Annotated in this window: 20 protein-coding genes and 4 pseudogenes; 16 read left to right on the top strand and 8 right to left on the bottom strand. The window is 70.3% G+C overall.

Annotated features, from left to right (window positions below; genetic code table 11):
- Positions 1–249: 249 nt before the first annotated feature.
- The 4 genes and pseudogenes from ACFY04_RS37410 to ACFY04_RS37425 form a co-directional block, all read left to right on the top strand.
- Positions 250–531: pseudogene (locus tag ACFY04_RS37410) on the top strand (transposase); the annotation flags it as partial.
- A gap of 912 nt (positions 532–1443) precedes the next feature.
- Entirely contained in the window at positions 1444–2007 is a 564-nt protein-coding gene (locus tag ACFY04_RS37415; RefSeq protein WP_389124215.1) for a hypothetical protein, read from the top strand.
- A gap of 706 nt (positions 2008–2713) precedes the next feature.
- A complete protein-coding gene (locus ACFY04_RS37420) occupies positions 2714–4051 on the top strand; it encodes a fibronectin type III domain-containing protein (RefSeq protein ID WP_389124218.1) in 1338 nt (445 codons plus the stop codon).
- Positions 4052–4113: 62 nt separating this feature from the next.
- The gene (locus ACFY04_RS37425; protein WP_389124219.1) at positions 4114–4860 is read left to right on the top strand and encodes a lytic polysaccharide monooxygenase; all 747 of its coding nucleotides are present in this window, start codon (positions 4114–4116) and stop codon (positions 4858–4860) included.
- 513 nt (positions 4861–5373) lie between these two features.
- On the opposite strand, the pseudogene ACFY04_RS37430 reads toward ACFY04_RS37425, so the two are convergent.
- Positions 5374–5600, bottom strand: a pseudogene (locus ACFY04_RS37430) (hypothetical protein); the annotation flags it as partial.
- Between the two features lie 99 nt (positions 5601–5699).
- On the opposite strand from ACFY04_RS37430, the gene ACFY04_RS37435 reads away from it, so the two are divergent.
- Complete coding sequence (locus ACFY04_RS37435) at positions 5700–6026, top strand: GYD domain-containing protein (protein ID WP_389124221.1); 327 nt, start codon at positions 5700–5702, stop codon at positions 6024–6026.
- 320 nt (positions 6027–6346) lie between these two features.
- Positions 6347–6829 carry a transposase gene (locus ACFY04_RS37440; RefSeq protein WP_389124223.1) on the top strand — a complete coding sequence of 161 codons (483 nt, stop codon included), beginning with the start codon at positions 6347–6349 and terminating at the stop codon, positions 6827–6829.
- Between the two features lie 173 nt (positions 6830–7002).
- Here ACFY04_RS37440 and ACFY04_RS37445 read toward each other — a convergent pair whose 3' ends face one another.
- The 4 genes and pseudogenes from ACFY04_RS37445 to ACFY04_RS37460 form a co-directional block, all read right to left on the bottom strand.
- Positions 7003–8256: a protein-glutamine gamma-glutamyltransferase gene (locus ACFY04_RS37445; RefSeq protein WP_389124370.1), complete on the bottom strand. Its 1254-nt coding sequence runs from the start codon at positions 8254–8256 to the stop codon at positions 7003–7005.
- Positions 8257–9529: 1273 nt separating this feature from the next.
- Positions 9530–10069 (bottom strand): DEAD/DEAH box helicase family protein, encoded by a 540-nt coding sequence (locus ACFY04_RS37450; RefSeq protein ID WP_389124372.1) that lies wholly within the window; start codon positions 10067–10069, stop codon positions 9530–9532.
- Between the two features lie 331 nt (positions 10070–10400).
- Positions 10401–10922, bottom strand: a pseudogene (locus ACFY04_RS37455) (HD family hydrolase); the annotation flags it as partial.
- A gap of 290 nt (positions 10923–11212) precedes the next feature.
- Complete coding sequence (locus ACFY04_RS37460; RefSeq protein WP_389124225.1) at positions 11213–11701, bottom strand: hypothetical protein; 489 nt, start codon at positions 11699–11701, stop codon at positions 11213–11215.
- Positions 11702–11874: 173 nt separating this feature from the next.
- On the opposite strand from ACFY04_RS37460, the gene ACFY04_RS37465 reads away from it, so the two are divergent.
- The 5 genes and pseudogenes from ACFY04_RS37465 to ACFY04_RS37485 all read left to right on the top strand — a co-directional run bounded on the left by ACFY04_RS37465 (position 11875) and on the right by ACFY04_RS37485 (position 16106).
- Entirely contained in the window at positions 11875–12138 is a 264-nt protein-coding gene (locus ACFY04_RS37465; RefSeq protein WP_389124227.1) for a hypothetical protein, read from the top strand.
- A 15-nt stretch (positions 12139–12153) separates the two neighbouring features.
- Positions 12154–12626 (top strand): annotated as a pseudogene (locus ACFY04_RS37470) (cation transporter); the annotation flags it as partial.
- Positions 12627–13274: 648 nt separating this feature from the next.
- Complete coding sequence (locus ACFY04_RS37475) at positions 13275–14180, top strand: CPBP family intramembrane glutamic endopeptidase (protein WP_389124229.1); 906 nt, start codon at positions 13275–13277, stop codon at positions 14178–14180.
- A gap of 1 nt (position 14181) precedes the next feature.
- Positions 14182–15543, top strand: coding sequence for a sensor domain-containing protein (locus tag ACFY04_RS37480; RefSeq protein WP_389124231.1), 1362 nt, complete (start codon positions 14182–14184; stop codon positions 15541–15543).
- Complete coding sequence (locus ACFY04_RS37485) at positions 15462–16106, top strand: response regulator (RefSeq protein WP_389124234.1); 645 nt, start codon at positions 15462–15464, stop codon at positions 16104–16106. The genes ACFY04_RS37480 and ACFY04_RS37485 overlap by 82 nt, the downstream gene beginning before the upstream one ends.
- A 323-nt stretch (positions 16107–16429) precedes the next feature.
- Here the strand turns inward: ACFY04_RS37485 and ACFY04_RS37490 are convergent, their stop codons facing one another.
- From ACFY04_RS37490 to ACFY04_RS37500, 3 genes are all read right to left on the bottom strand, one after another.
- Positions 16430–17077 carry an HAD family hydrolase gene (locus tag ACFY04_RS37490; protein ID WP_389124236.1) on the bottom strand — a complete coding sequence of 216 codons (648 nt, stop codon included), beginning with the start codon at positions 17075–17077 and terminating at the stop codon, positions 16430–16432.
- A 67-nt stretch (positions 17078–17144) separates the two neighbouring features.
- A complete protein-coding gene (locus ACFY04_RS37495; protein WP_389124239.1) occupies positions 17145–17561 on the bottom strand; it encodes a cytidine deaminase family protein in 417 nt (138 codons plus the stop codon).
- Between the two features lie 112 nt (positions 17562–17673).
- Positions 17674–20436: a sugar-binding domain-containing protein gene (locus tag ACFY04_RS37500; protein WP_389124241.1), complete on the bottom strand. Its 2763-nt coding sequence runs from the start codon at positions 20434–20436 to the stop codon at positions 17674–17676.
- Positions 20437–20685: 249 nt separating this feature from the next.
- On the opposite strand from ACFY04_RS37500, the gene ACFY04_RS37505 reads away from it, so the two are divergent.
- The 5 genes from ACFY04_RS37505 (at position 20686) to ACFY04_RS37525 (ending at position 25654) form a co-directional block, all read left to right on the top strand.
- Positions 20686–22098, top strand: a complete 1413-nt coding sequence (locus ACFY04_RS37505; RefSeq protein WP_389124244.1) for a hypothetical protein — start codon at positions 20686–20688, stop codon at positions 22096–22098.
- A 377-nt stretch (positions 22099–22475) separates the two neighbouring features.
- Positions 22476–22679 carry a cold-shock protein gene (locus ACFY04_RS37510; protein ID WP_004986771.1) on the top strand — a complete coding sequence of 68 codons (204 nt, stop codon included), beginning with the start codon at positions 22476–22478 and terminating at the stop codon, positions 22677–22679.
- Positions 22680–23012: 333 nt separating this feature from the next.
- Positions 23013–24530, top strand: coding sequence for a DEAD/DEAH box helicase (locus ACFY04_RS37515; protein WP_389124247.1), 1518 nt, complete (start codon positions 23013–23015; stop codon positions 24528–24530).
- A gap of 28 nt (positions 24531–24558) precedes the next feature.
- Positions 24559–24891, top strand: coding sequence for an SCO5918 family protein (locus tag ACFY04_RS37520; protein WP_389124250.1), 333 nt, complete (start codon positions 24559–24561; stop codon positions 24889–24891).
- A 424-nt stretch (positions 24892–25315) separates the two neighbouring features.
- The gene (locus ACFY04_RS37525; protein ID WP_202204195.1) at positions 25316–25654 is read left to right on the top strand and encodes a MerR family transcriptional regulator; all 339 of its coding nucleotides are present in this window, start codon (positions 25316–25318) and stop codon (positions 25652–25654) included.
- Position 25655 lies beyond the last annotated feature (1 nt).

Here is a 25655-nt window from a genome sequence, read left to right on the forward strand (position 1 = left end):
GATCCAGACGAAGGCCGTTTCCGCGTACGGCGGTTACCGAACCGAGTGATCAAGTACGAGGCACCGTTCGACCTCGGACGTTAAAGGTCAAGCTAAAGGCTGTTGCGGAACGGTCAATACTCCAGTGTGACTTCGCGATCATGACGGTCTCACGGTCTGCTCTGGCTGGCCATGGGCTACGACGTGCACATCACGCGGCGTGAGAACTGGCGGGATGAAGAGGGCCAGGACATCAGCACAGCGGAATGGGAAGCGGCGGTCGCTAAGAAGGGCCGCCGCGGTTCGGCAGGCGCCCGGCGGCAGTACACGGGAACCGCCGGACGGATCGAGAACAGCCAGGTCGGCGTCTTTCTCGCCTGTGCCTCCAGCAAGGGACGGGCGTTGATCGACCGACGGCTCTACCTGCCCGAACAGACCTGGTGCCCAGACGCCGAACGACGCCGCAAGGCCGGCGTGCCCGACGATGTCGTCTTCGCGACCAAGCCCCGCCTCGCCCTGCAGATGATCGAGCAGGCGCTGGATGCCGGAGTCAGCATGTGCCGGGGCAGCCGACGACGCGAGGCCGACCAGATCCGCAGACCCGAACCGCCCCGCCCGAAGCGGAGAGCCGGTCGGCCTGGGACAACAAGTGAGACTGTTGGACATGGGAAATGACGAGGGTCGCGAGCAGTGGGTGTGGCACCCCCTCGTAGCTGTGGGACCGCTGGAGTTCGGCATGAGACCGTACGAGGTCGCGGAAGCCCTTGGCCAGCCCCAGCCCGGTGGACAGGAACGATTGGGGGCCGCCAACCATGAATACTTCGGCGGCTCAGGAGTTACGGCCTAGCACCTTGCCGCTGTGGCCTTGTGTGCGGTGCAGGGACCCCAGGTTGTCCTGGGCGAAATCCCTCTCGTTGGGCAGGTGCCGTCGCAGACGATAGAACTGCTCTTGGGCCATGCCGACAGCCACGGCCTCGAAGCCTGGTGGACGCCCTCCGGCCACCCTGCACTATCCGATGTGAGCCTCTTCCTGCCCTGATGCTCGCCCGGTCCGGCGACAGCGCTGCTGGCACCGCCCACGCCCGCGCGGCGCTGGACGCCCTCCCACCGGAGACACACTCCCTGACCCTCCGCCTCCTCATGACGGAAGCGGAACAGTCCTGACCTCCTTGGCTCATGCCGGCTGGGCGAGCGCGGTGAGGCTGTGGGGCCGGTGCTGGACGCCGGCGCGAGGACGGCGGCCGCGGAAGGGTACACAGAATCAGGTGCGTCGCGGGCACCCCGCCGTCCGATCTGGGGCACTTCCGGCCACCCGCATCCCCGGCCACCCGCATCCCCGGCCACCCGCATCCCCGGCCCCCGCATCGTGGGGACCGACCGCCTGTCCGCCGGCCTGGTACGACCCTCAAACGCCACTCCCAACCTCATTCGTGCGCCGACCAGCGCCTACGGCATGGTGGGGGCATGACGAAATCTCTCGCCGCAGCGGGTCTGCAGATAGTGGGCGGGTGGGTCGAGCCCGTGGGGCTCATACCGCCGTTCATCACCGGCCAGGCGCCGAGCTGTCCGCCTGAGGAAGGCCGCGTCGAGTCGGTGCTGGACGTCATCGACCCTCTGCTGCACGAGAGGGCGAACGCAGATTGGTACCGACTGGCGGTCGAAGGGGGGCTCTTCTCCGAGGCCGACCGCAGATTCCTGCTCGCCCACAACCCCGTGGAGGGCGGCCCCAGCCGGTGGTGCTGCGTCGAGTTGCAGGACGACTGGGACATCATGGGCAAGGGCGCCGCCGGGCTGCTCGGCAGCGCGCCGTTGCGCCCCGAGTTCCGCATGCTTTCGCTCGACGGGAACGTGCTGTGCTTCGCAACGACGTGGCAACACTCGATCAGTACCTCGGTGCTGACAGCGCCGCATCAATCGCGAGTCCTCCGCCGGTTCGCCGAATGGGTTGCCCAGGGGGCGATGGACCGGCCGAACGAGCCGCCGCTGAGCACGGCGGTGCGCCGCTGGCTCGACACTTCGTCCGGCTGAACGGGACGGAGACCTACGGCCCGCGGTAGCGCCGGAGGAGCGCCGCACGTCCCGGGCGCGGGGAGGGCCGTGCTCCTGATGCTCGTCGGGTTCTGGCTCACCTTCTGTGGAGCTGTGTCGTGCGCGCTCGTATCGGCGGCGGACCAACCCGCCGACCCGCCAGTACCCCGCGTTCGGGGTCCTTCCCGAGCCCGCCGGGTGCGATCTCTCGGGTTGGGGTCAGCGGTCGGGGTCGCGGAGGGCGGTTCTTTCGGCTGGTCGGTGGGTTGGTGGCTCCACGCAACGGACGGTCTCTTGTCCGGCTCTGTTCACGAGATCGGGTTCTGGCCGAGGTTGGCCGAGCCGGCGGCTGGTGCCTGTCACGGTGTCGTGACGCGGAGAGCGCCACTGCGGTCTGGCAGCGGGTGGAGCCCTCGCGGATCGTCTCCTCGCTTTGCACTCCACCCGTCGGTCTCGGCGTTGGCGGCCACGGGTGCAGCACCCGGGCCGGGAACGGAGCGTGATCTTCAGTATCCGCAGGGTCGGAGGGCGAGGGCAGGGGATCAAGGGCGCCCTATCCGGACCTTAAGGGACAGATAACAGCGAGCTCATAGCCCCTCAGAGGCCCGTTCCGGCCGCAAACCGCGCTTAGGGTCACGGGTGTTGACCGAGGCACTTTTCGATGCTGCCGCTGCACCGGCGGATCGGCTCTACCAAGAGGTTTCTGATGTCCCGAAAGCGAATTGCCCTGGCCTGCGTGGCCGTAGTCGTCGGGGTCTGCTCCGTCGTCGTACCCGTTGCCGCCAATGCGGGAGAGGAAGAGGACGGCTTCAGCGCCGCCTGCCGCGTCGCGGACCAGGCCACCGTGTGGTGGGCGTCCGGCGAGGTCTCCCTGGCCAACAAGGGGGACCGGCCCGTACGGGACTGGACCGCCGAGTTCGACGTGTCGCAGGGGCAAGTCACCCTCGACAACCCCTGGGCGTACGAACTCCGCCAGGCCGGCAAGCACGTCACCATCAAGCCGATCGCCGACCGCGCCGACGTGGCCGCCAAGGGCAACCGGGCCGTCAAGGTCGGGATCAACCCGGCCGGCAAGGGCATACCCAAGATCACCGGATGCCGCGTGAACGGCGCGTCGGGCAGCGGGAGCGACACCGGCACGAATACGGCCGTCCCCGCCGACAGCGGCTCCTTCGTCAAGGACGACACCGCCGTCCACCTCATGTGGAAGCCGCCCACCGGCGGCGCCGAGGTCGTGCGCTATGAGGTCTTCCAGGACGGCAAGCAGGTCAAGACCGTCAAGGACACGATGACGGACATCGAGCGACTGGCCCCCGCCACCCGGTACGCGTTCAAGGTCCGCGCCGTCCGCGCCGACGGCCGCACCACCGGCTTCAGCAAGGACATCGCGCTCACCACGCTCGCGGCGCCCGGCCAGGACAAGGCGAAGCCGGTCATCCCCGCGGACCTGGAGGCGACGGCCTCCGGCCCGTACCAGGCCGCCCTGCGGTGGCGCGCGGCGACCGACGACGTCGCCGTCACCGGCTACCGGATCTATCGCAACGGCGCGAAGGTCCAGGAAGCGGACGGCAAGGCCACCTCGGCCACCGTCTCCGGCCTGACCGCGAGCACCGCCTACCGCTTCAAGGTCACCGCTGTCGACGCCTCCGGCAAGGAGTCCGACCCGACCCGCGAAGCACAGGTGACGACCACCGCGGCCCCCGACGGGAACGGCGGCACCGCCACCCCCGGCGACTTCGCCGCCACCACCGCCACGAAGCAGGACGGCGCTGTCACCCAGCACTACCTGAACCTCACCTGGTCCGTCCCGCAGGGCGTCGGCCAGATCACCGCCTACCAGGTCTACCTGAACGACAAGCCCGCCCAGACCTTCATGTGGGGCACCGGCGACCCGGTGCTGCCGGTGCCGACGACGAAGGGTTCGCGCGAGGTGCTCGTCGGCGCCCACCCCGGCGCGACGTACACCGTGAAGATCCGGGCGCGGCTCGGCGACGGCACGTGGGGCGCGTTCTCCCGCGAGCTGACCGTGAAGACAGGCGGCTGACCGCCCCGCCCGCCTGCCGCCTCACGCACACGACCGACCCCATGACCAGGAGCGTCCCCCTCATGAGTACGACCTGCCCCGCCGCCACGACTCCCCCCGACCCGGCACGGCCCCCGGCTCGCCGCACTGCCTTCCTGCGCCTCACCGCGCTCGTGGCCCTCCCCCTCGCCGTGACCACCCTCGGCTCCGCGCCCGCCTCCGCTCACGGCTCCACCGCCGACCCGGTGAGCCGCAGCGTGGCCTGCACCAAGAACCCGAAGGCGAGTGAGGCCTGCCGGCTGGCCCTCGCCCAGAGCCCCGGCATCCCCGGCGACTGGAAGTCGATCGTTCAGGGCCGCGCCATCGACCACAGCACCCCGACCTCCTCCCCGCAGCACCGCGCCCGCATACCCGACGGCAAGCTGTGCAGTGCCGGCAACGCACAGTTCTCCGGCCTGGACCTGGCGCGGGACGACTTCCCCTCGACGACACTGCCCGGCGGCGCCGAGTACGACCTCCGCTACGACATCAGCGCGCTGCACAACCCGTACCGCATGGAGATGTACGTCACCAAGGACGGCTACGACCCGAAGAAGCCGCTGAAGTGGTCCGACCTGGAGGACACCCCTTTCCTCAGCGCCGACAACACCGCGGCCACGGCGGCACCCTCGGGCTTCCTCGGCGCGAAGGCATTCACGTTCAAGGCGGTGCTCCCCGAAAAGAAGGGCAAGCACCTGATCTACACGATCTGGCATGGGCTGAAGCGGCCCGACGGCTCCTTCCAGAGCGAGGAGGCCTTTTACTCCTGTTCGGATGTCACCTTCAAGTAGGCGGACGCCGGCAGGCCCCACACCCCGAGCCCGGGTACCCCCTTCCCCGGGCTCGGGGGTTCAGCCGCCTCTCTCGGCATCGGCGCACCGCGCCGGCGCCGAGGGGGCAAGTCGTGGACCGGCAGTACGAGCCGCGGCCCTCCGCCTTGCGATGCTTCCCCCAGGCCCTGCGGGCCTGGGGAGACCCCATGCACCGGACGCCGCGACCGGGCAAACCTTCCCGGCCACAGCACGAGGTGAGCCCGGGGTTCTGCCACACATTCCGTGAAGATCCGGTAGCGCCAGTTCCTGGTGTGGCCGCCACTTCACCCGCGTGACGACCTCATTCCCGGGTGGGGCCGAGCCCTTGTCCCTGTGCGTCAGGAGGACGCCGCTGCGGCAGCGGTGCGCAATAGCAGCGCGCGAGTGGCACCCAATAGGTCGCTGCTCCTGTCCCCTTGGAGCTGTCGGCTGCGGGCGGGTTCCGGCAGCCGTCACACGTCGCCGTGTCGCCGCCCCGGCCGGCAGCACCTCAGACCCCGCGATCCGGTCCACGGTCTGCGGCGCGATCCCGAGCGCGGGCCCGGTGTCGCACAGGGTGTGGCGGGCCCGTAGGTGTCCGGCATGCCGGTCACCGCGACCCCGATCGGTGCCGAAGCGCTCGACGATCCGGTCGTAGATCTTCAGACGGCGCGCCGATTCCACGCGATGTCGATGGTCGGCAGCGATGACCGCCGGACACTGAGGAAGCGCTCGAACAGCGTGTCGGTCGTTCCCGGCTGTTCGGGTGAACCGCGATCCGCCCCGGCCCTTCTCCCACGCGGTGCGGGCATCCATGGGCGAAACGAAAGGGAGACACGATGCCGCTCTACCTATCGAGGTTCAGCTACACGCCGGAGACTTGGGCGAGGCTGATCGGCCACCCCGAGGACCGCGCAAACGCCGCTCGGGCCTACATCGAATCCGTCGGTGGAAAGCTCCACGGCTTCTGGTACGCCTTCGGCACGCACGACGGCTACAACCTCTGGGAGGCTCCGGACAACGTGTCCATGGCCGCGGTCGCGCTGGCGATCAGCGGAGGTGGCGCGCTCAGCTCGTTCGAGACGACGGTTCTCCTGAGCGTCGAGGAAACGCTGGATGCCCTGCGCAGGGCCGAACAGATCCAGTATCGGGCTCCTGGAGAGTAGCGGCCCGCGAGCAGGGCCTGCTGCCTCAGCGGGCCCGCGCCCGGTTCGATGAAATCCACGACATGGTCGACCTGACCTGAGCTTGCCGTTTAACCCCCGACGTCGAACTGGGATCGAACTTGGTCAGTGTTTCCCCAGCTCACCGGACCGGCGAGGGGCCCGGGCCCGATCCTGTGCTGAGCGGTGAGACCGCACGGAGGCCGGGATCGTGGAACTGGGCGAGCACGGGGGTCAACGAGACGCGTTGACCACGGTGACGGACTTCCGGTCGGAGCTGTATGCGTGCTTGGTCTCCAGAAGCGACGCGCTGTTCGAATGGTATGACGCGCTGCTGTGCAGCGCCGGTCCGGTCCGCACGCTTGTGGACCTGTGCTCTCGCGCCGGAGCATCAGCGCTGGAACGGGGCTCTGTACGCCGGGCTGAACCGGGGTCGCATCGACGTAGCCCGGCTTCGTCGCGCGCTGCTGGGTGTGCCGTTGCCCCGGGCGGACGACGGCCGCCCGATGCCGGCCGTGGACGCCTCACCGTGGCTGCGGCTGGATGTCAACACCTGCTCGGACCGTTCGTTCTGCCACACCTTCGGCGGCCATACGGCGGGTAGTCCGGTGTCCGCCCGCGCCGTGGTAGCCGCCGGGCTTCCTGCCCGCGATGCGACCGTCATCCCCACGGAGTTACCGGCCGCCTCCCCTGTCGTCAGTGGCAACAGGGGAGGCGGGATACACCGGTCCGGTTCCTCGACGGGCTCGACCTGGTCCTTGTCGACGACGCGGAGGGCTGCCTGCCCGAGTGTTCAGTGCTCATAGCGGAGCCCTGGGGTGATGGGCAGCACCCGGTCCGGGCAGGTGGTCATCGGGCCGCGAACTGGGGGTGTGGGTGATCGAAGGGTTGCCCCGCTCCGCATGTGGCATGTGGCATGTGGCATGCGGTGGGGCGGGGCAGTTGCGCGGAGGGCGTGTTCGTGGTGAGGGGCAGGGTTTTACGGCCAGCCCTGCTTCACCTTGGCGGGGGCGGTGTTCCAGGTCTTGGGTATGAAAGTGACGATGTAGGTTCCGCGGTCGAAGTCGGTGTAGCCGCTGGACCAGCTGCGGAACTTGCTCTCGTATACCTGCATGGGCCCCATGGCGCCGCCGGGCGAGTGGTAGTGGTTGGCGTGGGTCCATATGGTGTCGTCGGGGTTTGCTTCTTTCTGGTCCCCGAACCAGCCGTAGTCGAAGTTGACGTAGCTCTCGCCGGGCTTGGCGGGGCTGCGCGAGGTGTTCCTGTCCTTCGACATGTCGACCAGGCCTGTGTTCTGGTTGGGGCGGAAGGCGTCCGGGTCGCCGAACTTCCTCTTGTCGGAGGGGTTCCTGGGGTCCTGTCCGCTCCAGAAGTGCTTCGAGTAGATGACCGCCTTCATCTTGGACGGGTCGTAGTTGCCCCCGCTCCTGTCCTTGAAGGCCGGTGTGTTCCTCAGGGCTGAGTAAAAGTTCGAACGGCTGTCTTCTTTGGACAGAGCGTCGTTGTTTTTCGTGAGCTCTGCCTTGAGGTTGCTGAGATAGGACCCCTCGTCGTGGGCGCTTTCCAGGGCCTTGTTCATGACGGATGCCACATCACGGGCCCGGTTGAACCCCTTTGTCTCGTCGAAGCTCTGCTTGGCGATGCGCCCCTCGAACTCGGCCCGCGTCTCGCCCGGCCGTGGGCCGGTGGTCTCCAGAGCGTTCTTGTACTTGTCCTCGTCAAAGGACGCGAAGGCCAGCTTGTTCGTCGGGTAGGGGCCTGAATTCACCCAGGTGACGCCGACGCACCCGTAGGACAGCTGCTCTCGCTGCTCTTCGGCCATCTGCTGAGGTTTGCCGTCGCGGTGACTGTAGGCCTGCTGCCACTTGCGTATGTAGTTGCTGACGCCGGTAGTGGCCCTGTTTCCGTGCGCCCGGTACGCGTCAGGCATGCTGTCGAGCGGCTCGGCGGGAGGGGTCACCCTGTCGTCAGCCGATGCGGAGGCCCTGAGGGATGCGGTGGCACTCGGCAGTAACCCTCCCGATGGCTTACCGGGCTGACCCAGATGAAGAGCCTTCTCGTTCAGTGCGTTGATGTGCCCGATGTCATCCACTGTCAGGCCGTGCTTTTCGGCGTAGGACCCCTTCTCGCCGTCGGCACTGCCGGCTGCCTGGCTGACCGATGGCGTGAGACCAGCGGTGCACATCACTACGCCCACCGTGGTGAGGGCGAGAAACCCCGAGCGTTTGTACATGAAGATCAAGAACTCCTTTGACAGTGGAATTTCGTGAATGCAGGGCATGCGAGAGGGCGGCGCGGCGGAGGAGAACGCGGCGAGCTGCTGATCAGGTCATGGCCGCGCACTCCTGCGTCATTGCGCCGAAGAGCGGTAGAACACCGGCACAGGGAGAGGTAGTAGACGCGCGAGACAGCCATGGCCGCGCGGCCGTCGGCAGTTGACGGGCGGATGGCCATGTCTTGCTCGGCCGACCGGGGACTGCCGTGGTCAGAGCCGGCTCTGCCCACCCCGTTCGGGCCGGGTCGGCTGCATCAGGCCAGGTGATGACGACGCGTGTCGGATCGCGTGGTCTGCGTCGGCGCAGTAGCGGAGCCTGGCGTGCGGGGGCGTAATACATGAAGTCGTGCCGCCAGGCGGACCCGCTCGGCGTGAACGGCCGTGCCTACGCAGATGTTGTAGCGCGGGAGAGGCTGAGAACCGCCTGCGCGAGCGCCGAGACGAAAAGCCCCCGGAGTTCGTCCGCGTGGCTTTGCAGGTGAGTTTCAGAAACGTCCGTTGCTCAGGAACCAGAACCCTGCACTGTGGCCCCGGGGTTGCAGGTACCGGAAGGCGGCCCGCAGGCCGTCCAGCCCCATCCCGTGGAAGGGGGTTTGCTATCACATCTCGGCTCCCGGGTGGGTAGTCAGGTTGTACGAGAAGCGATCATGGCCCGGTGTCAACTCCCCGACAACACCGCGGCTTCAAAATCGGCCACGCTGTCTAATAGGGCGGTATTCGGTCATCAAGACGGGCGAGTCCGGCATCGGGACACGTAGCGGCTGCGTTTTCCTGCCCGTGGCGTACAGCCCGCGGTGAGACCGGTAACAGTGACCTCGGGAGTCCTGAGGAATGGTGCACGAGGCGCCGTCGGCCGGACCGAAGCGTTTCGTGCAGCGGCGGCGGCGATCCGCATGCGGAGGCTCCGGTCCACACCCTCCGGGTCTCAACCGACGAACGCCCGCCGGAAGGACCGCAAGATCTTCGCCACTATCCGCTGCGGGCCTTCGGTCGCTGCACTGCCCGCCCCAGGGCTGTCATTCGCCCTCGTCTTCTGTAAAACGGCTGGTTGCGATCTCTTGGTTTTGGGGTGGTGGGGTGAGAGACAGTGGGCCTTGGGACGTTGTTGCTGGTAGCAGGCTGTTTTCAGCGGGTGGGGTCACTGACTTGGGGGTGAGAGATTTGCACGGGATCGCTGTTCCCGGGCTTTATCGCATGTGGGGTGACGTTGTCTCAGTTGCGTGAGTTCTGATCACGGGCCAGCGGGGGGCGGGTGGATCAGGAAGCACGGGGACCCGGACTTGGCAGGGATGGGTACTGGTTCGGACGCTGCTTTGCCGACGGTGTCGGTGCGGGCGTTGCGGGGGTCGGCAGTACGCCGGGCTGCCCGGGCAAGCCTGGTTCGACCGGTCCCACCGGTCCCACCGGACCGGCTGGTCCCGCAGGTGCGCAGGGTCCGGTCGGCCCCGTGGTGCCCGGGCCCGGCGGCTGCCCCCTCGCGCCACGCGGCCTCGGTCTGGGCGAGCAGGTCCAGTGAGGGCATCAGCACCAGCACCCGGCTCGCGTGGAGCTCGTCCGAGCTGCGGACCGCGACCCGGGTCCTCCCCGACCCCGGCGCCATGATCACGTGGGTCCGCATCCCACGCTCGGGGATGGTCCGTGCGGCGGCCAGTTCCAGGGCGCGTACCACCGCGTCGACCGCTTCACGTTGGTGGGGTCGAAGTTCCGTTGCGGCCGTTACTGCGGGTCCTGCCCGTCGCGGTCGGGCGACGTGTGCGGCTCTTCGGGGCAGACTTCTGCGGGCTGGCCGGAGGTGGCTTGGCGCTTGCGGCGCCGGTGTTCGCGCTGGCTTTCACCGAAGGTAGTACCGCTGGGCTCGATGCGGTCGACCCCGCGCCCGCAGGGATGGTCCGACGGACGGGCGGTGCGACCACCAGCACGGCGGGGCGACCCCGCGCCCGCGGGGATGGTCCCGCCTCGGCCCATGCCGAGGCGGTGCCGAGGGCATTGACCCCGTATGGGGATGGCCCCGGTCAGACTCCGTTCCGCCTCCCGTCCCGGCATGATGAGGCCTCTGCGCTTCCGTTCCGGGGCTTCGCCGGGGGGCGGGGCCGGGGCCAGGGTAGGCAGTTCTTCTGCCATTGGAGTGAGTCCATGTTGAGTTCGGCGTCGGCGAGGGCTTTCGCGGACGGGGTCTTGAGGGAGGCGAGGCTGGTGTCGATCCAGTTCTGCGTGAGGCTGTAGCCCTGCTCCCGGTGCTCGACGGCCTGGACGAGGCATTCCAGCTTGTCGGCGTCGCGGGCGACGATCGCATCTGGAGTTGCGCCGGCCTCGTACTCGGCGACCGCGCCCTGAACGCTGGTGCGGACGGCCGGGTGGGCGTTGGCGACCTGGTCGGCGGTGACCTCCTGGTTCGGGGCGGCCTTGATGTACTTGCGGCCGATGTGGGGGATGTCCCCGATCCGGGTCTCCTGGCTGTCGTGGAACAGGCACAGCAGCGCCACCCGGGCCGGGTCGGCGCCTTCCGTCATGGCGAGGACCGAGCCGATCACCCTGACCCGGAAGGAGTGCTCCGCCATGGACTCGGGGGCCTTGTTGCCGGTGAACCACCAGCCGGTCCTGGAGACGCTCTTCAAAACGCCCATCTCGGAGATGAGGCTCGCGGTTCCCCTGGTGACGTCCTCGGCCGTTGGGGTCCTCCCGCTGTCAGCGGTTGTGATCGAAAACGTAGTGGACGCGGTCGAGTTCGCGCCTGCCGCTGTCCGCGACTACCTGCAACGCTTCTCATACGACACGGCTGGCCCCATGGCGAGCGTGGCGACGCTCCTCTCACACGTGCCCGCCGACCACGTCCTCTTCGGCACCGACTGGCCTGCTGCCCCCGCCGACACCGTCACGGAGCTGGCGCTCCCCGCCCTCGACGCCGACCCGGCCTTCACACCGAAGCAACTACAGGGGATCTACCACTCGCCCGGCGCAAGGACAGGGCGAAGGCGCAGCTGGTGACGGCGAGGACGACGATCGGCGGCATGGGCAGGAGCAGGACGGATATCGCCAGGCCCACCAGTGAGGCGACGAGGGGGATCCATCCGAAGGCGGTGCGCTGTTCGACCAGTTCCGGGGCGTGCCGGACGGCGGTGAGGGCGAGGAGCCCGCACGCGATGACGAACAGGGCCATGACGAGGCTCATGCCCTGGACGATGTCGAGGGTGCTGCGTTCCAGACCGAGCAGGGTCATGCTCGACTCCCGCATGGCTGCCGAGGAGGCTTGCTGCTGGGGGGTGGGGTCGCCCAGCGCCGTCGCGGCCGCAAGGGCGAGGTGGCCCGTGCCCAGCAGGAGGAAGCCGCCGGCCCCGACTCTGAAGGGTCGCAGCGGCTTGGGCTGGGGCTTGCGCTCGAGGACGGGTGTGACGGTCGCGCTCACCGTGGCTCCTTGAAGTCGAATGAGGCCGCCCTCTACATCGGTAGAGGATGTTGCCCGCACTCTACACATGTAGAGGCGTATTGGTGGTGGTGGGTGGTGGTGGGTGGGGGGGCGAACCGGATTCGAACCGCGCACTGCTGATTTCGGCGGTCGTTGTCAGGGACGCGCTGGATGTGTCCGGGACGCTCTCCTCGGGGTGGTGCCTGGGTGCGCTGCGCCTCCCGGGCCCGCTCCACCCGCCGGGCCCGGCCCGCTGCCCGCTGCCCGCGGGCTCGGACCGGGAGCGGTCGCTGCGCCTGCTGAAGGCGATCGACGAGGCAGCCGATGACGGCTTGTCGGGGGAGTGGTCGGAGTTCGAGCGGGTCGTCCTCTACGGCTCTGCCGGAGCCCCGGGGTGGGGGTACCCGCCGCCGGGCCACGGTTACCCGCGCCTGTGAAGGCGGAGCGCCACGAGGACGGTGACCACCCTGCGGATCGTCGCCGTCTCCTTCTTCGTGCTCGCCGCGTACGTATGCGGCGACGCGGTTCGCGCGGTGGCCGGCACCGGCGAGTCCGACCGCTCCGTCCCCGGCATCGTCATCGCCGCCCTCTCCCTGGCGATCATGCCGTTCCTGTCCGCCGCCCAGCGCAAGGCCGGCCGAGAACTCGGCTCCGCCTCCGCGGTCGCCGACTCCAAGCAGACCCTCCTGTGCACGTACCTGTCCGCGGTACTCCTGGCCGGCCTGGTCCTCAACGCCACTCTCGGCTGGTCCTGGGCCGACCCGATCGCCGCCCTGGTCATCGCCGCCATCGCCCTCAAGGGAGGACGCGATGCCTGGCAGGGCAAGGGCTGCTGCGCCGCTCCGGCTCCAGAGTTCTCGCTCAGCCCACTCAGCAGGAACGCGACTCCTGCGGCTGCCGCCCTGGCTGCGACTGCTGCGGTTGATCGACCCAGCGACCGCAGCCGGAGCGCCCGGAGCTGTGGCCAACCATCGTGCTCAGACTGGCCAACTACGAGGTTCTGACCGCGCTTCCGTGACGGCTACGGCTGAAGGGGGAACGCAGGCCGTCGAGATCTTTACGGACATCCCAAGGCCGATGTCACCCAGCTTTCGGAGGACGGTGCGTCTTCGAACGCGAACCTGGCCTTCGAGCTGGCAAGCCGGCGGGCAGAAACCCTTTGTCAAAGCTCCTGTGGTCCTCCGCTTGAGAGACCGCCTCTGTCGTCCCCAGCGCGGGCCGCCAGCACCCGGTGGCGGCCCGCGCTGTCGTGAAATGGTCAGGGCCGCGCCCGCGACGCGCCGACGGACGTGGACGCGAATCCAGTGCTCGATGCGTCCGCGGTGAGTGACCGAGCGCCTCATGCGCGCCTCCAATCTGGCCGGTCGTGGCAGCTGTGGCCGCGACGGCCGGTGACTCCCGAACTCGCCAGAACCACTCCACCACCACGACCTGACCCGCCCTTGAGAGGGGGTGTACCTGGATACACCCCTTCCGGCACCCACGTGCAAGGACGGCCCCGACCGCGACCGGCAGAGTCGAACGCGGGGCGTGACAGCCGCGCCCCCAGCGATCCACGGGGAGGCCGGGCAGCATGCCGGACCACAAGCAGGACCACAAGCAGGACCAGGACCAGGACCAGGACCGGGAGCAGGGGCGGGGGCAGGGGCAGCGGCGAGTACCGCGCAGCGGATGGGCCGCGCAGGCAGGGGTGTTCCTCGCCGTCGCCTTCCTGACGGCGGGACTGTGCGGGGCGCTCCAGCCCGCGACCGGCATACCACCCGAGGTGCTGCAACTGACCCAGTTCGGCCCCGCCCTCGCCGTGGCGGCCGTGGCACTGCTGTGGCCCGGCCGGATCAGGGACCGGCTCACGGGAACGCTGCCCGCCCGCAGCAAAGGACCGGCAGACCACGAGGCCCGGCTGCCGTCCGGCAACCGGGCCGCCCTCCTCCTCACCCCCGCCCTGATCACCGCACTCTCCGCCGGCGGCGCCCTGCTCACCTCCGGCTCCCTCCCCGTCACCAGCCCCCAGGCCTTCGCACACCCCCTCACCCTGCTCGTGACCGCCCAACTCATCGGTGCCTGCGCCGAGGAGATCGGATGGCGCTGCTACCTCCAGCCACTGCTGCGCACCCGCTTCGGCCCGGTCACCGCCTCCGTCCTGGTCGGGACAGCCTGGGGCCTGTGGCACGTACCGGCCCTCACCCAGGAGCCGGCCTACGCGGCCGGATTCCTGACAGCCACCATCGCGATGTCCGTGATCCTCGGCCTGGCCCTGGAACGCGTACGGAGCAACCGGCTGCTGCTCGCGGGCGGCTTCCACACCCTGGTCAACCTCGGCATGCTGTTCGTGACGGACGAGACGTCCCCGGCAACAGCGCCGATGGCGGTCTTCGGCGCCTCCTGCCTGGCCGCTGCACTCCCGTGGATCGCCTCCGCCCGCCGGGCGGCGACCACGCCGGATAGGATCACCGCCGCAACAGCGGACGGACCGCGCTGACATGACGGAACCACAGGTGGGCATGGCACAGGGAGACAGCCGCCCCGGCATCAGCCTCAGGGGCGCGCTCGCCGACATCGGCCGCTGCCAGTTGCTCTCGCTCGCCGCGCTCGCCGTCGCCGGGGCCGGCGCCCTCGTGATCGGGGCGCTGCTCCTCCTGCCCATCGGCATCGGCTTCCTCCTGCTCCCGCCCGCCGCAGCGGCCCTGCGCCGCATCTCCGACCGCTACCGCGACTGGGCCGCCCGCTGGACGGGAACCGTGATCAGCCCACCACAACCGCTCCCATCCCGCTCGACCCGACCCGAGAACTCCACCGGCCGCCACCGGCAGGCCCGCGCCCTCCTCGGCGACGACGGGTTCTGGCACGACCTGCGCTGGGCCTGGGCAGAGCCGTCGACAGGCGCACTGCTCGCCGCCGTGCCCCTGGCCCTCGTCGAGTACGGCCTCTTCGGCGCGGCCGTACAGCCCTTCGTCTGGCGGCTCCTGGGCGACGGCAACTGGTACGCCTTCATCCTCGTCGACTCCACCCCGACGATGCTCGCAGCGCTCCTGCTCGGCCTCGGACTCATCGCCGCGGGACTCAAGCTGGCCCCCACCACCCTGCGGCTCCACGCACGCTGGAGCAGACGCCTGCTCGCCGCCCCGCACACCACCGAACTCGTCCGCCGCATCGAACACCTCGCAGGATCCCGCGCCGACATCCTCGACGTCCAGGCCGCCGAACTGCGCCGCATCGAGCGGGACCTGCACGACGGGGCACAGGCCCGCCTCGTCGCCCTGGGCATGACCCTCGACGAAGCCACCCGGCTCCTCGACCGCGACCCCCCGGCCGCCCGCGCTCTCCTGCACGAGGTACGCGCCATCTCCCAACGGGCTCTCCAGGACCTCCGCGAACTCGTCCACGGCGTCCTGCCCCCGATACTCGCCGACCGCGGGCTCGGCGACGCGGTCCGCTCACTGGCCCTCGACAGCCACCTCGACGTGCACATCGAGACAGCCCTGCCCGGCCGGCTCCCGGCCCCGGTGGAATCCGCCGGCTACTTCGCCGTCGCGGAACTCCTCGCCAACGCCGCCAAACACTCCGGCGCCCCCGAGGTCCGTATCCGCCTCAGCCACACCGACGGCGCCCTGCGCGCCACGGTCACCGACGAAGGCCGCGGCGGCGCCGACCCCGACGGAAGCGGACTGCAAGGCGTGCGCCGCCGTCTGGACCCCTTCGACGGAACCCTCGTCCTGCACAGCCCGCCGGGCGGCCCGACCACCGCGACCTTGGAGATACCGTGCGCGTCGTCCTCGCCGAAGACCTCTTCCTCCTCCGGGACGGACTCACCCGCACCCTCCGGGAACACGGATTCGAGGTGATCGCCGCAGTCGACAACGGCCCCGCCCTGCTCAAGACACTCCTCGAAGAACAACCGGACGTCGCCGTCGTCGACATCCGCCTCCCACCCACCTTCACCGACGAGGGCCTCCAAGCCGCCCTGGAAGCACGCCGGTCACGGCCGGCGCTCCCGGTCCTCGTACTCTCCCAGTACGTCGACCAGCTCTACGCCCACGAACTCCTCGCCGGAGGCCAAGGCGCCATCGGCTACCTCCTCAAGGACCGGATCACGCACACCACCCAGTTCATCGACGCGGTACGCACCGTCGCCACGGGCGGTACGGTCATGGACCCGCAGGTCATCGCACGGCTACTGGCCCGCAGCGACGCCCGGGGCACCACCGCCCAGCTGACACCGCGCGAACTGGACGTGCTGGCCCTGATGGCCGAGGGCCGCTCCAACGCGGCTGTAGCTCAAACCCTGTTCATCAGCGAAAGCGCGGTCGCCAAACACACCGCCGCCATCTTCACCAAACTCCGGATCGAACCATCCGCAGACGACAACCGCCGGGTTCTGGCCGTTCTGGCCTACCTCAAACGGTAGCCACCGATCGCTCCTCGCCCGTACGGGGGCCGGAGCCTCGGCAGCGGCGCCGGCCCGCCGGGCGCGCGGGCGGGGAAGAGCCGGCCGCAGTACGGCGAGCGCCTCCGCGACGGCAGGCGCGAACTGGGGGTCCTGCCACCCGCCGGCATCACCGCCCGCGGCCGCGGCCGCGACCGGACCCGCGGCCGCGCCACCACAGTCCGCACCGCCCTCGGCCGCGCCGGCGGCCTCCTCGGCCGTGGAGGGGACGGACCCCCCGCTCTGCTCCAGCAGCCGCTGCGCGTCACCATGGCCGAACCGGGCCGCATCCATCACGGCCGCGACTACGTCCTGCCCCCGGCGCCGTTCCGGGGCTCCGGCTCCGGGGGCGCGGTGGCACTCCTCAGCTGATCGACATGCGTGTAGTGGATTCCGGTCAGCCCGGCCGCCTGTGCCGCAGCGACGTGTCCCGGCGTGTCGTCGATGAACAGGCACCGCTGCAGCTTCACTCCCACCGCTTCCGCCGCGGCCTCGAAGACCCGGCGATCGGGTTTGGCGAACCCTGTGCGGGCGGTGTTGACCACCGCGTCGAACGCGTCGGCCAGCCCCAGCGCGGTGAGATCGGCCTCCAGCCGCGTGGTCGCGTTCGACACCAGAACCACCGGCACCCGGCTGCGGACCGCGGTCAGGATTTCCAGGACAGCGGTATCGACGCGGCCGGTCAGCGCCGTCCAGCCGCTGACGAGTTCCTGAGCACCGGCCACTGATCCGCAGACCTCGGCAAGATCTTCCGCGACGCGCCGGCGCCACTGCTCGTCGCTGATCCGACCGGTGACGGCGGCGTCCAGAAGCTCGGGGCGAAACGCGGCCGACGCGAGCGTGCCCTCGGCCAGTCCGGCCTTCCGGTCGAGCGCGGCCATCCCATCGGGATCCCACAGGCGCACAACCCCGTCGAAGTCGCAGAGCACGGCGTCAAACGCTTCATCACTCATGATTCAGATCCTGCCAGACGGCATCTGAACCGGGGAACCACCGGAACTGCCCGGTCGCGTAGGGGGTTCATGCCGTGTCGAGCTGGTGGTCGGCCCAGACGTAGCTTTCGGGGAGCAGGTCGGTGACGGAGAGGGCCCGTGGGCGGTCGTCCGTGCCGACGATGACCTCGATGGCGGGGAAGTAGTCGAGAAGGACCTGGCGGCACCGGCCGCACGGGGGAACGATCCCCCGGTCGCGGTCGCCCACGGCGACGATCGTGTCCAGTGCGGACGCGCCCTGGGCGGCCGCGGTGCCGATGAGGACCAGCTCGGCGCAGGGGCCGCCGGTGAAGTGGTAGGCGTTCACCGCGGTGATGATCCGGCCGTCCCGGGCGCGGGCCGCGGCAGCCACGGTGTGGTTGTCACCGTGGCACCGGGTGCGCGCGATGTGGGTTGCGGCCTGGATGAGTTCGTGGTCGACGGGGTGGGGAGGTGTGGTGGTCATCGGCTCTGCCTTCGTTCGGTGTCAGCCGACGCTGGCGCGAGTGACGGATGGTGCGCAAGTGAATATCGGGAGGGGGCATGCCGGCCTCGGCCCCGGGGCGGGCTGTCCGGGGTCAGGGGGAGCTCGGGGTGATGTGGGTGGCGGGCGTGTTCCAGCCCGAGATCCGGACCCGGAGTGCCCCGTCGGCCGGGTCGGCCGTCCGGTGGTGGGCCGTCAGGACGGCACTCTCACCGGGCCAGAGGCTGATCTGGTTGTCGTTCCAGCGGACTGGCAGCAGGGGTGCGTCCCGCCCGTCGACGAGATGGAGATCGGTCAGCAGCGCAGGCGTGTTTCCGCTGCTGGTGTTGCGGATGGTGACCGTGGTGGTGGAGAGCGAGCCGGCGTGGCGCGTGGTGCGGGCGGTCGCCGTCACGGTGGCGGCCGCGAGGGAGTTCAGGCCGGTGAGGTCGCCGTAGGTGGTCGTGGGGGTGTGGTACCAGTCGGTGGCGTCGTAATCGAGAACGTCGGGGCGGGTGGAGAGCCAGTAGACGTTGCGGCTGACCTCGCGGCCGGCGCTGTCGGTGAGCGTGAGCCGGGCGAGGTATGTGGAATCCGGCCCGTCCGAGGCGGCGACAACGGCGGGAACGGTGGCCGCGGTGGTCCGCGCGCCGTCGCCGCCGACCCGCAGCCCGCGCACGGTGCGGTCGTAGAGGGAGGTCCCGTCGGTGCCGAACAGGGTGACCCGGGCGGTGAGCCCGGCAACGGCGTCCGGCCGGCGGTTGATGACGGCCACGGTCCGGTCGTCGTAGGAGTACTGGATGTGCAGGGGTTCGTTGGCCTTCTTCGCGCCGTAGTAGGCACCGCCCTGGTCGAGGTAGCGGTCGACGAGCTGCCAGTGCAGGGAGGTCCAGCCGCTGTTGAACATCCAGTAGACGAGCCCCGTCGACGGGTCGGTGGAGTCCGTGGCGTTGCGGGCGTAGGCCTCGAACTGGGCGCGCACGTTCTCGTACTGGCCGAGCTGGGCCTTGGCCACGTAGTCCCGCAGGCTGCGCGGCGCGCCGTAGCGGTGCGCGAGGGCGTCGTTGAACAGCTTCAGCGTGTTGAAGGTGCGCGAGGGGGAACGGTGGTACTGCGGGGCGGAGGGCGATTCCCACAGGGTTTCGAGTTCGGCCGGCGAGAGCGTGCGCCGCAGGGTGTCGAGGGTGGGGATCGAGGGTCCGGCGCTCGTCTCGGAGTTGAAGCCCGTCGCGCCGCCCTCGCGTTTGTCGTACCAGTACGAGGGCGGGACCCAGTCGTAGGGGCCGGTCATCCGCATGCCCGACGGGCCGCTCAGGGCCGTGGTGACGGCGGAGGCGGCCGGAACCACCGGGGTGGGCCAGTCGGCGGCGCGCAGGGCGTCGAGGTAGTCCCTCTCGGTCTGGGCGTCGGGCGCGAAGTCGCTGCCGATGAGGAAGGACAGGACGCTGGGATGGTCGCGCAGCCGGGCGGCCTCGGCGGCCATGGAGGCCCGGGCGGTCAGACGGTCGGCGGCGTTCCACTTCTCGCCCGTACCGGTGGGGTTGACCTGCCCCTCCCACTTGTCGCAGCACTCCCAGCCGGGCAGCAACAGGATTCCGTGCCGGTCGGCCAGGTCGAAGAACTCGTCCGGCTCGATGTGGCCTTCGAGGCGGAGCGTGTTCAGACCCGCGTCGAGCGCGGCCTTGATCCGGTCCTCCGCCGCGGTGGTGTCCCAGCGCAGCAGCTCGTCGGCCGACCAGCCGGCGCCCCGGATCAGCAGGGGGCGGCCGTTGATCGTGTACCGGCGGGCGCCGGCCGAGTCGAGGGGTGCCTTCACGTCACGGATGCCGAAGGGGTGACGGACGGAGTCCGAGCGGCTGCCGGCCACCGTCGCCGTCAGGTGGAGTCCGTACAGGTTCTGGGGTCCCATACCGGCCGGCCACCACAGAGCGGGCCGCTGGAGGCGCAGTTGCCGGTGGCGGTCCGGGGCGAAGACGAGCGTACGGGTTTCCCTGGCGCGCAGGGTGACGTCCTCGCGCAGCACGATCCCGGTGCCGCTGATGGCGGCGGTGACGGTCGCGGTGGCGGCCTCCTGCGAGTCGTTGCGGACCCGCGCCTTCACGGTCAGCTCGGCCGGGCCCGACCCCGGGGACGACACGTCCAGACCGGTCACCACATGGGCGTCGTGCAGCGAAACCGGCCCCCGGCGGCGCACCAGGACATCACGGACGATGCCCATGTTGGCGTCGGGCGGTGGCTGCAGCCAGTCCAGCCAGCCCAGCGTGAGGTGTTTGCGCGGATCGTTGGGCTGGATCCGGAAGGCGACCGTATTGGTGCCGGCCCGCACCAGATCGGTGATGTCGAGCTCGTGGCGCGTGTACACACCGGCCACCTCGGCCGCCGAGGCGACCTGCCGGCCGTTGACGTACACGTCCGCCGCGGAGATCACCCCGCTGAAGTCCAGCGAGGTGCGCTCCGCGGTATCGGGAAGCGTGAAGTCGCTGCGGTACCACCACGGATCGGCGAAGTCACGGCGCGGGATGCGCTGCTGGTCGGTGGAGTAGAACGGGTCCGGGTGCGTGCCGTCGGCGACCAGCGCGGCGAGCACCGTGGAGCGGGGCCCGGCCCGGTGCCAGCCGGTCGTCGCATAGCCGGGCGTGGACACGGCGGCCGCCGTGTCGGGGACCTCGGCCGTCGACCGGATCGCGTACCCGGTCAGCGCGGCGGTCCCGCCCGACGCCACCGCCGCCACGGTGGGAGCGGAACCCGGACCGGCCGGGAGGCGGGGGGCCGCGGCCGAGGGTACGGCGGCCGGGGCGAGCAGCAGGCCCAGCAAGGCCGCGGCCACGGCGGCCACCCGGAGTCGCCGGGTGTGAGCGGGGCGGGGGAGTTGGGACACGGTGGTCTCCGGGGGAGCTGGTCGGACGTCCGTGTGACACGAAGATCAGGTAACGGACCGTAACCCACCCGACCCGCAGGACGGATGGTCACGGCCGTACGGCGAGCCGCGCGCCCACGACCACGCTCCGGCGCACGACCACGCTCCGGCCCACGACCACGCTCCCGCCCACGACACGACCACGCTCCCGCCCACGACCCACACGCCCGACCCTGCCGCGTGTCGGTGCACGCGATTACTGTGGCCCGCATGATCACTGAGGCGGGGGACGCGACGATGCCCGAGAACAGCAGCCCTGCCGTCCAGATCATGATCGGGGGCGGACCCGCCGTCCTGGCCCGTCCGGCGGGGGCCCTGCTGGTCGACGATCGCGGCGGGCCGTTCCACCGGAGCGTCCTCGCCGATCTCGGCCACACCCCCGATCAGCTGCGGCATCTGCACGCGCTCGGCTTCGACCCCTACGCGTACGCCGCCCCGGCGGACCGGGTGCCGACGACGGCCGTCCGGCTGTGGCTGGACCAGCTGGCCGTTTCCGGCCCGGTGATCGACGGGGCCGCCGAGCTGGCCGTGGACCAGGAGCGCCGCCTGGTCGCGGCCATCCACCCGAGCGGTGCCGCCGAACGGCTGATCGTCGACGTGGCCGGCATACCCACGCTCGCCCCGGGGCTGCCCGCGCAGCTCGCGCCCGGCACCGGCCCCGCGCTCCACTCCTTCGACCGGGCCGCCGGCGTACTGCTGGCCGAGCTGGTCAGGAGGGGACCGGCGGCCGGCGAGGCGGCGGCCGCGCTCGTCGACGTACTCAACAGCAGGGGCGGCCCGGCGGGCGTGCTGGCGCTGCTGGACCGCGTCGACCCTGCGCTGCTCGCCCCGGTCGACGCCCCGATCGAGGCGATCCGCGCGTTCGCCGCCTTCCTGCGGGCCACCGAGGACGGCGCCGGACCGCTCTGCTTCGGGGACGAGCTGGTACAGGGACGGCTCGCCGCAACGGCCGCCGACAGCTGGATCGTGGCCGGCGGCGGAGACCACGCGCTGGCCACGGCCGAGGCGCTCCTCACGGGGAACCCGGCCGCCCGGGTGACCGTGGTCGCCGCTTCCCTCACGACAGCCGCGGTCAACACGGCGCGGTACATCGAACTGCGGCGCCGCCATGTCGCGCACGACGGCGGTGACGGGCGGCTGGAGTTCCGCACCGGAGCCGGGCCCGGCGCGATGACCGTCACCGGTACGGGCCGCTACGCCGAGGGCGGGGTGGAGGCCGAAGGGTACGCGGCGTCGATCGGGCGGGCCCGTGCGATGCCGCTCGCCGTGGGCAGGCTGGCACGCTGGGCGCGCGAGCACCGCGGACAGGTCACCGGCAGCCTGCTCTTCGACACCGACCGGCAGTACCTGGGCTACCGGCTCCACTTCGCCGCCGAGGGCCTGCTGCACCAGGTGGACGTGACCGGCGCCGCCTCCTGGTTCCCGCCCGCCGAGGTGTTCGCGGCGGAGCTGGCCCGTCAGGTGGAGACGATGGGGGAGCGGGCCGTGCCGCCGGAGTCGGGCAGTGCCCCGACCGACCTGGGGCCGGTCGCGGAGCAGGCCGCCCGGTTGGGAGCCGCCCGGCAGCGGGGGGCGGTGCGGGAGGCGCGAACGGTGCCGGAGTGCTGGGTGCGGCCCGCCTGAACGGATGTGGAGGCCGGGGAAGAAGGGCGCAGCGCCCGGGCCGGGCGGGCGATGCCGGGCACGATGGTGCGGTCGTACATCGACCGGCGGCCGGTCAATATCTGTGTCCGCGCGATGAGAATTAGACGAACCACGCCATGAGGCTTTTTCCTGCAACGGGCGAAGTGAAATGTTTCACCGTACACGGGGTGTCGATTCGTGCTACTGTCGATCTCAGTTGCAGTTGTGGTTCCCAAAACTTCAAGTGCCCCCAGCAGGTGTCCACACCCCTGGGAGTACTTTTACTTTTCCGGTCATTATCGGGCGGGGTAATCATTGCGGCGACACGGAGTCCACACAGTGTGGATCCCGATGCACTGCCCCAAAGGAGATATGACATGGCTACTGGAACCGTGAAGTGGTTCAACGCGGAAAAGGGCTTCGGCTTCATCGAGCAGGACGGTGGCGGCGCCGACGTGTTCGCCCACTACTCGAACATCGCCGCCCAGGGCTTCCGTGAGCTGCTCGAGGGCCAGAAGGTCAGCTTCGACATCGCGCAGGGCCAGAAGGGCCCGACGGCCGAGAACATCGTTCCCGCCTGACGCTGACGCGCACTTCGTAGCTGGGGCCCGCATCCTTCGGGGTGCGGGCCCCAGCTGCACGCATTTTTCGCCCCACCCCGCCCCACCCCACCGGGTGCCGGCTGCGGGGACGGCGCCGAGGAATCCGCAGTCCTCCGTACGCGGATCACGCCCCGGCCGATACGCCGGTTGCGCGCCCTGACGGCGTCACCCAATTTCCGTACCTGTACCCGCCAGGATCTCCGGCCGGACAGGTTCGCTTCGCATTTTCATTCGGCCCGTTTCTTGCAATTCTCCGCGCAGCCCACGCCTGCGGGAATTCCTTGATATGCGCCGTATCGAGGAAGGTTCCGCATGAACCGCACGCGCACCAACGACCGATTCGCCCGCACGCGCAACAGCACAGCCGGATCCGGCAAGAGCGGCGGCCGCTTCGGCGGTTCCGCCCCCAGCCGTTCCGGTGGTCCGAGCCGTTCCGGTGGTCCGAGCCGCTCGGGCGGGTACGGCCGCCGGCCCGCCGCGCTGCAGGGCGAATTCGCCCTGCCCAAGACGATCACCCCCGCGCTGCCCGCCGTCGAGGCCTTCGCCGACCTCGCCATGCCCGCGGAACTGCTCGCCGCACTCACCGTGCAGGGCGTGACCGTACCGTTCCCGATCCAGGGCGCGACCCTCCCGAACTCCCTGGCGGGCCGCGACGTGCTCGGCCGCGGGCGGACCGGCTCCGGCAAGACCCTGGCCTTCGGGCTGGCCCTGCTGGCCCGTACGGCCGGTCAGCGCGCCGAGCCCCGTCAGCCGCTCGCACTGGTCCTCGTACCGACCCGCGAGCTGGCCCAGCAGGTCACCGACGCACTCACCCCGTACGCCCGCTCGGTCAAGCTCCGGCTGGCCACGGTCGTCGGCGGGATGCCCATCGGGCGGCAGGCGAGCGCGCTGCGCGGCGGCGCCGAGGTCGTCGTCGCCACGCCCGGCAGGCTGAAGGACCTCATCGACCGCGGGGACTGCCGGCTGAACCAGGTCGGCGTCACCGTGCTGGACGAGGCCGACCAGATGGCCGACATGGGCTTCATGCCGCAGGTCACCGCCCTGCTCGACCAGGTGCGCCCCGAGGGCCAGCGGATGCTCTTCTCCGCCACCCTCGACCGCAACGTCGACCTGCTGGTGCGCCGCTACCTGACCGACCCGGTCGTCCACTCCGTCGACCCGTCCGCGGGCGCGGTGACGACGATGGAGCACCACGTGCTGCACGTGCACGGCGGTGACAAGCACGCCGCCACCACCGAGATCGCGGCGCGCGACGGCCGCGTCATCATGTTCCTGGACACCAAGCACGCCGTGGACCAGCTCACCAGCCACCTGCTGAACAGCGGAGTCCGCGCCGCCGCCCTGCACGGCGGCAAGTCGCAGCCGCAGCGCACGCGCACCCTGGCGCAGTTCAAGACCGGGCACGTCAGCGTGCTCGTCGCCACGAACGTCGCCGCCCGCGGCATCCACGTCGACAACCTCGACCTGGTCGTCAACGTGGATCCGCCCACCGACCACAAGGATTATCTGCACCGCGGCGGGCGTACCGCCCGTGCCGGGGAGTCCGGCAGCGTCGTCACCCTGGTCACCCCGAACCAGCGCCGCGACATGGTACGGCTGATGGCCGCAGCCGGGATCACCCCGCAGACCACCCAGGTCCGCTCCGGTGAAGAGGCGCTCAGCCGGATCACCGGCGCCCAGGCCCCCTCCGGCATCCCGGTCGTCATCACCGCCCCGGCGGCGGAGCGGCGTGAGCGCAGCGGCCCCGCCTCGCGCAACCGGCGACGCCCCGCCGCGGCTGCCGCCCGGCGCCGGCCGGCACGGCAGCCCGCCTCCGACGCCGTAGCGTGAACCCTTCTTCTTCCCCTTGTGAGGCATCATGCGCGTCGTCATCGCCCGATTCCCCTTCGACCTGACCAAGAGCGGGGTGCTGGAGTCGATGAAGGGCGTCAAGCCCGAGCCCGTCGACGGTGAGTCCGTGATCATCGGACGCCGGCACTACCCGGTCAAGCAGGTCGGCCAGGTCATCACCCGCCAGGACCGCCGGGACTTCAGCGCCGCGGAGGTCGTACGGGCGATGACCCTGCTCGGATTCACGTGCCGCGGCCTGCCGCAGGCCCCCGCCACGCCCGCGTCCACGCCCGGCCTCACCCCGTTCCAGCGGGCCTCGGCGATGCTCGGCGAGCCCGCGCCCGTATCGGTTTCCGTCTGACCGCACAGCACCACCGGCACATCACATGAGGGCCCGACCGGCACATCCGGTCGGGCCCTCACGTGCTGTTCGAGAGAAGATCTCTTACGGTCGAACAAAGAAAATCTATCTCCGTCGCGGTAGACATCTGCTTCTGACCTGCCTAGGGTTTCTCGCATAACGATGACCGAAGAAACGGAGGAGGCAGACACCATCAGGATCGCCCGGGCAGGAGCGCACGGCCCGGGTACCGCACGACCCCCGAACGGCAGGTGGTCCCCGGTCAGGCATTCACGATCCCCGCACTCCGCCCGTCTCCAGGGCGCGACCGCGGAAACAGAAGGTCGGCGCAGCGCTGAGGCCGACAGATGGTGTTGAATTCCCTTCAGGGCCTTGGTGCCGTACGGCACCAAGGCCCTTCGACGCGTTCTAAGAAGAGGTGCAGATGACAGCGGATGACTCGCTCGGCGGCCGGCTGGACGACGATGACTACCCCGCCTACACGATGGGCCGGGCCGCCGAACTCCTCGGCACGACCCCCGGCTTCCTGCGCGCCATCGGCGAGGCCCGTCTGATCACACCGTTGCGCTCCCCGGGCGGGCACCGCCGGTACTCCCGCTACCAGCTGCGGATCGCGGCCCGCGCCCGGGAGCTCGTCGACCAGGGCACCCCGGTGGAAGCGGCCTGCCGCATCGTCATCCTGGAGGACCAGCTCGAAGAGGCCCAGCGCATCAACGCCGAGTTCCGCCGCGCCGCGACCGCCGCGCCCGACGACTCCCGCTGAG

Origin of the sequence: Streptomyces sp. NPDC001549 (genome assembly GCF_042894025.1) — a bacterium.
GTDB classification, from domain to species: Bacteria; Actinomycetota; Actinomycetes; order Streptomycetales; family Streptomycetaceae; genus Streptomyces; species Streptomyces kutzneri.

Coding starts and splice junctions, on each gene's coding strand:
- ACFY04_RS37480 (WP_389124231.1), top strand. CDS start 14,182: ATGACGGAACCACAGGTGGGCATGGCACAGGGAGACAGCCGCCCCGGC.
- ACFY04_RS37445 (WP_389124370.1), bottom strand. CDS start 8,256: ATGTACAAACGCTCGGGGTTTCTCGCCCTCACCACGGTGGGCGTAGTG.
- ACFY04_RS37420 (WP_389124218.1), top strand. CDS start 2,714: ATGTCCCGAAAGCGAATTGCCCTGGCCTGCGTGGCCGTAGTCGTCGGG.
- ACFY04_RS37520 (WP_389124250.1), top strand. CDS start 24,559: ATGCGCGTCGTCATCGCCCGATTCCCCTTCGACCTGACCAAGAGCGGG.
- ACFY04_RS37505 (WP_389124244.1), top strand. CDS start 20,686: ATGATCACTGAGGCGGGGGACGCGACGATGCCCGAGAACAGCAGCCCT.
- ACFY04_RS37435 (WP_389124221.1), top strand. CDS start 5,700: ATGCCGCTCTACCTATCGAGGTTCAGCTACACGCCGGAGACTTGGGCG.
- ACFY04_RS37425 (WP_389124219.1), top strand. CDS start 4,114: ATGAGTACGACCTGCCCCGCCGCCACGACTCCCCCCGACCCGGCACGG.
- ACFY04_RS37495 (WP_389124239.1), bottom strand. CDS start 17,561: ATGACCACCACACCTCCCCACCCCGTCGACCACGAACTCATCCAGGCC.
- ACFY04_RS37510 (WP_004986771.1), top strand. CDS start 22,476: ATGGCTACTGGAACCGTGAAGTGGTTCAACGCGGAAAAGGGCTTCGGC.
- ACFY04_RS37515 (WP_389124247.1), top strand. CDS start 23,013: ATGAACCGCACGCGCACCAACGACCGATTCGCCCGCACGCGCAACAGC.
- ACFY04_RS37415 (WP_389124215.1), top strand. CDS start 1,444: ATGACGAAATCTCTCGCCGCAGCGGGTCTGCAGATAGTGGGCGGGTGG.
- ACFY04_RS37525 (WP_202204195.1), top strand. CDS start 25,316: ATGACAGCGGATGACTCGCTCGGCGGCCGGCTGGACGACGATGACTAC.
- ACFY04_RS37475 (WP_389124229.1), top strand. CDS start 13,275: ATGCCGGACCACAAGCAGGACCACAAGCAGGACCAGGACCAGGACCAG.
- ACFY04_RS37440 (WP_389124223.1), top strand. CDS start 6,347: ATGACGCGCTGCTGTGCAGCGCCGGTCCGGTCCGCACGCTTGTGGACC.
- ACFY04_RS37490 (WP_389124236.1), bottom strand. CDS start 17,077: ATGAGTGATGAAGCGTTTGACGCCGTGCTCTGCGACTTCGACGGGGTT.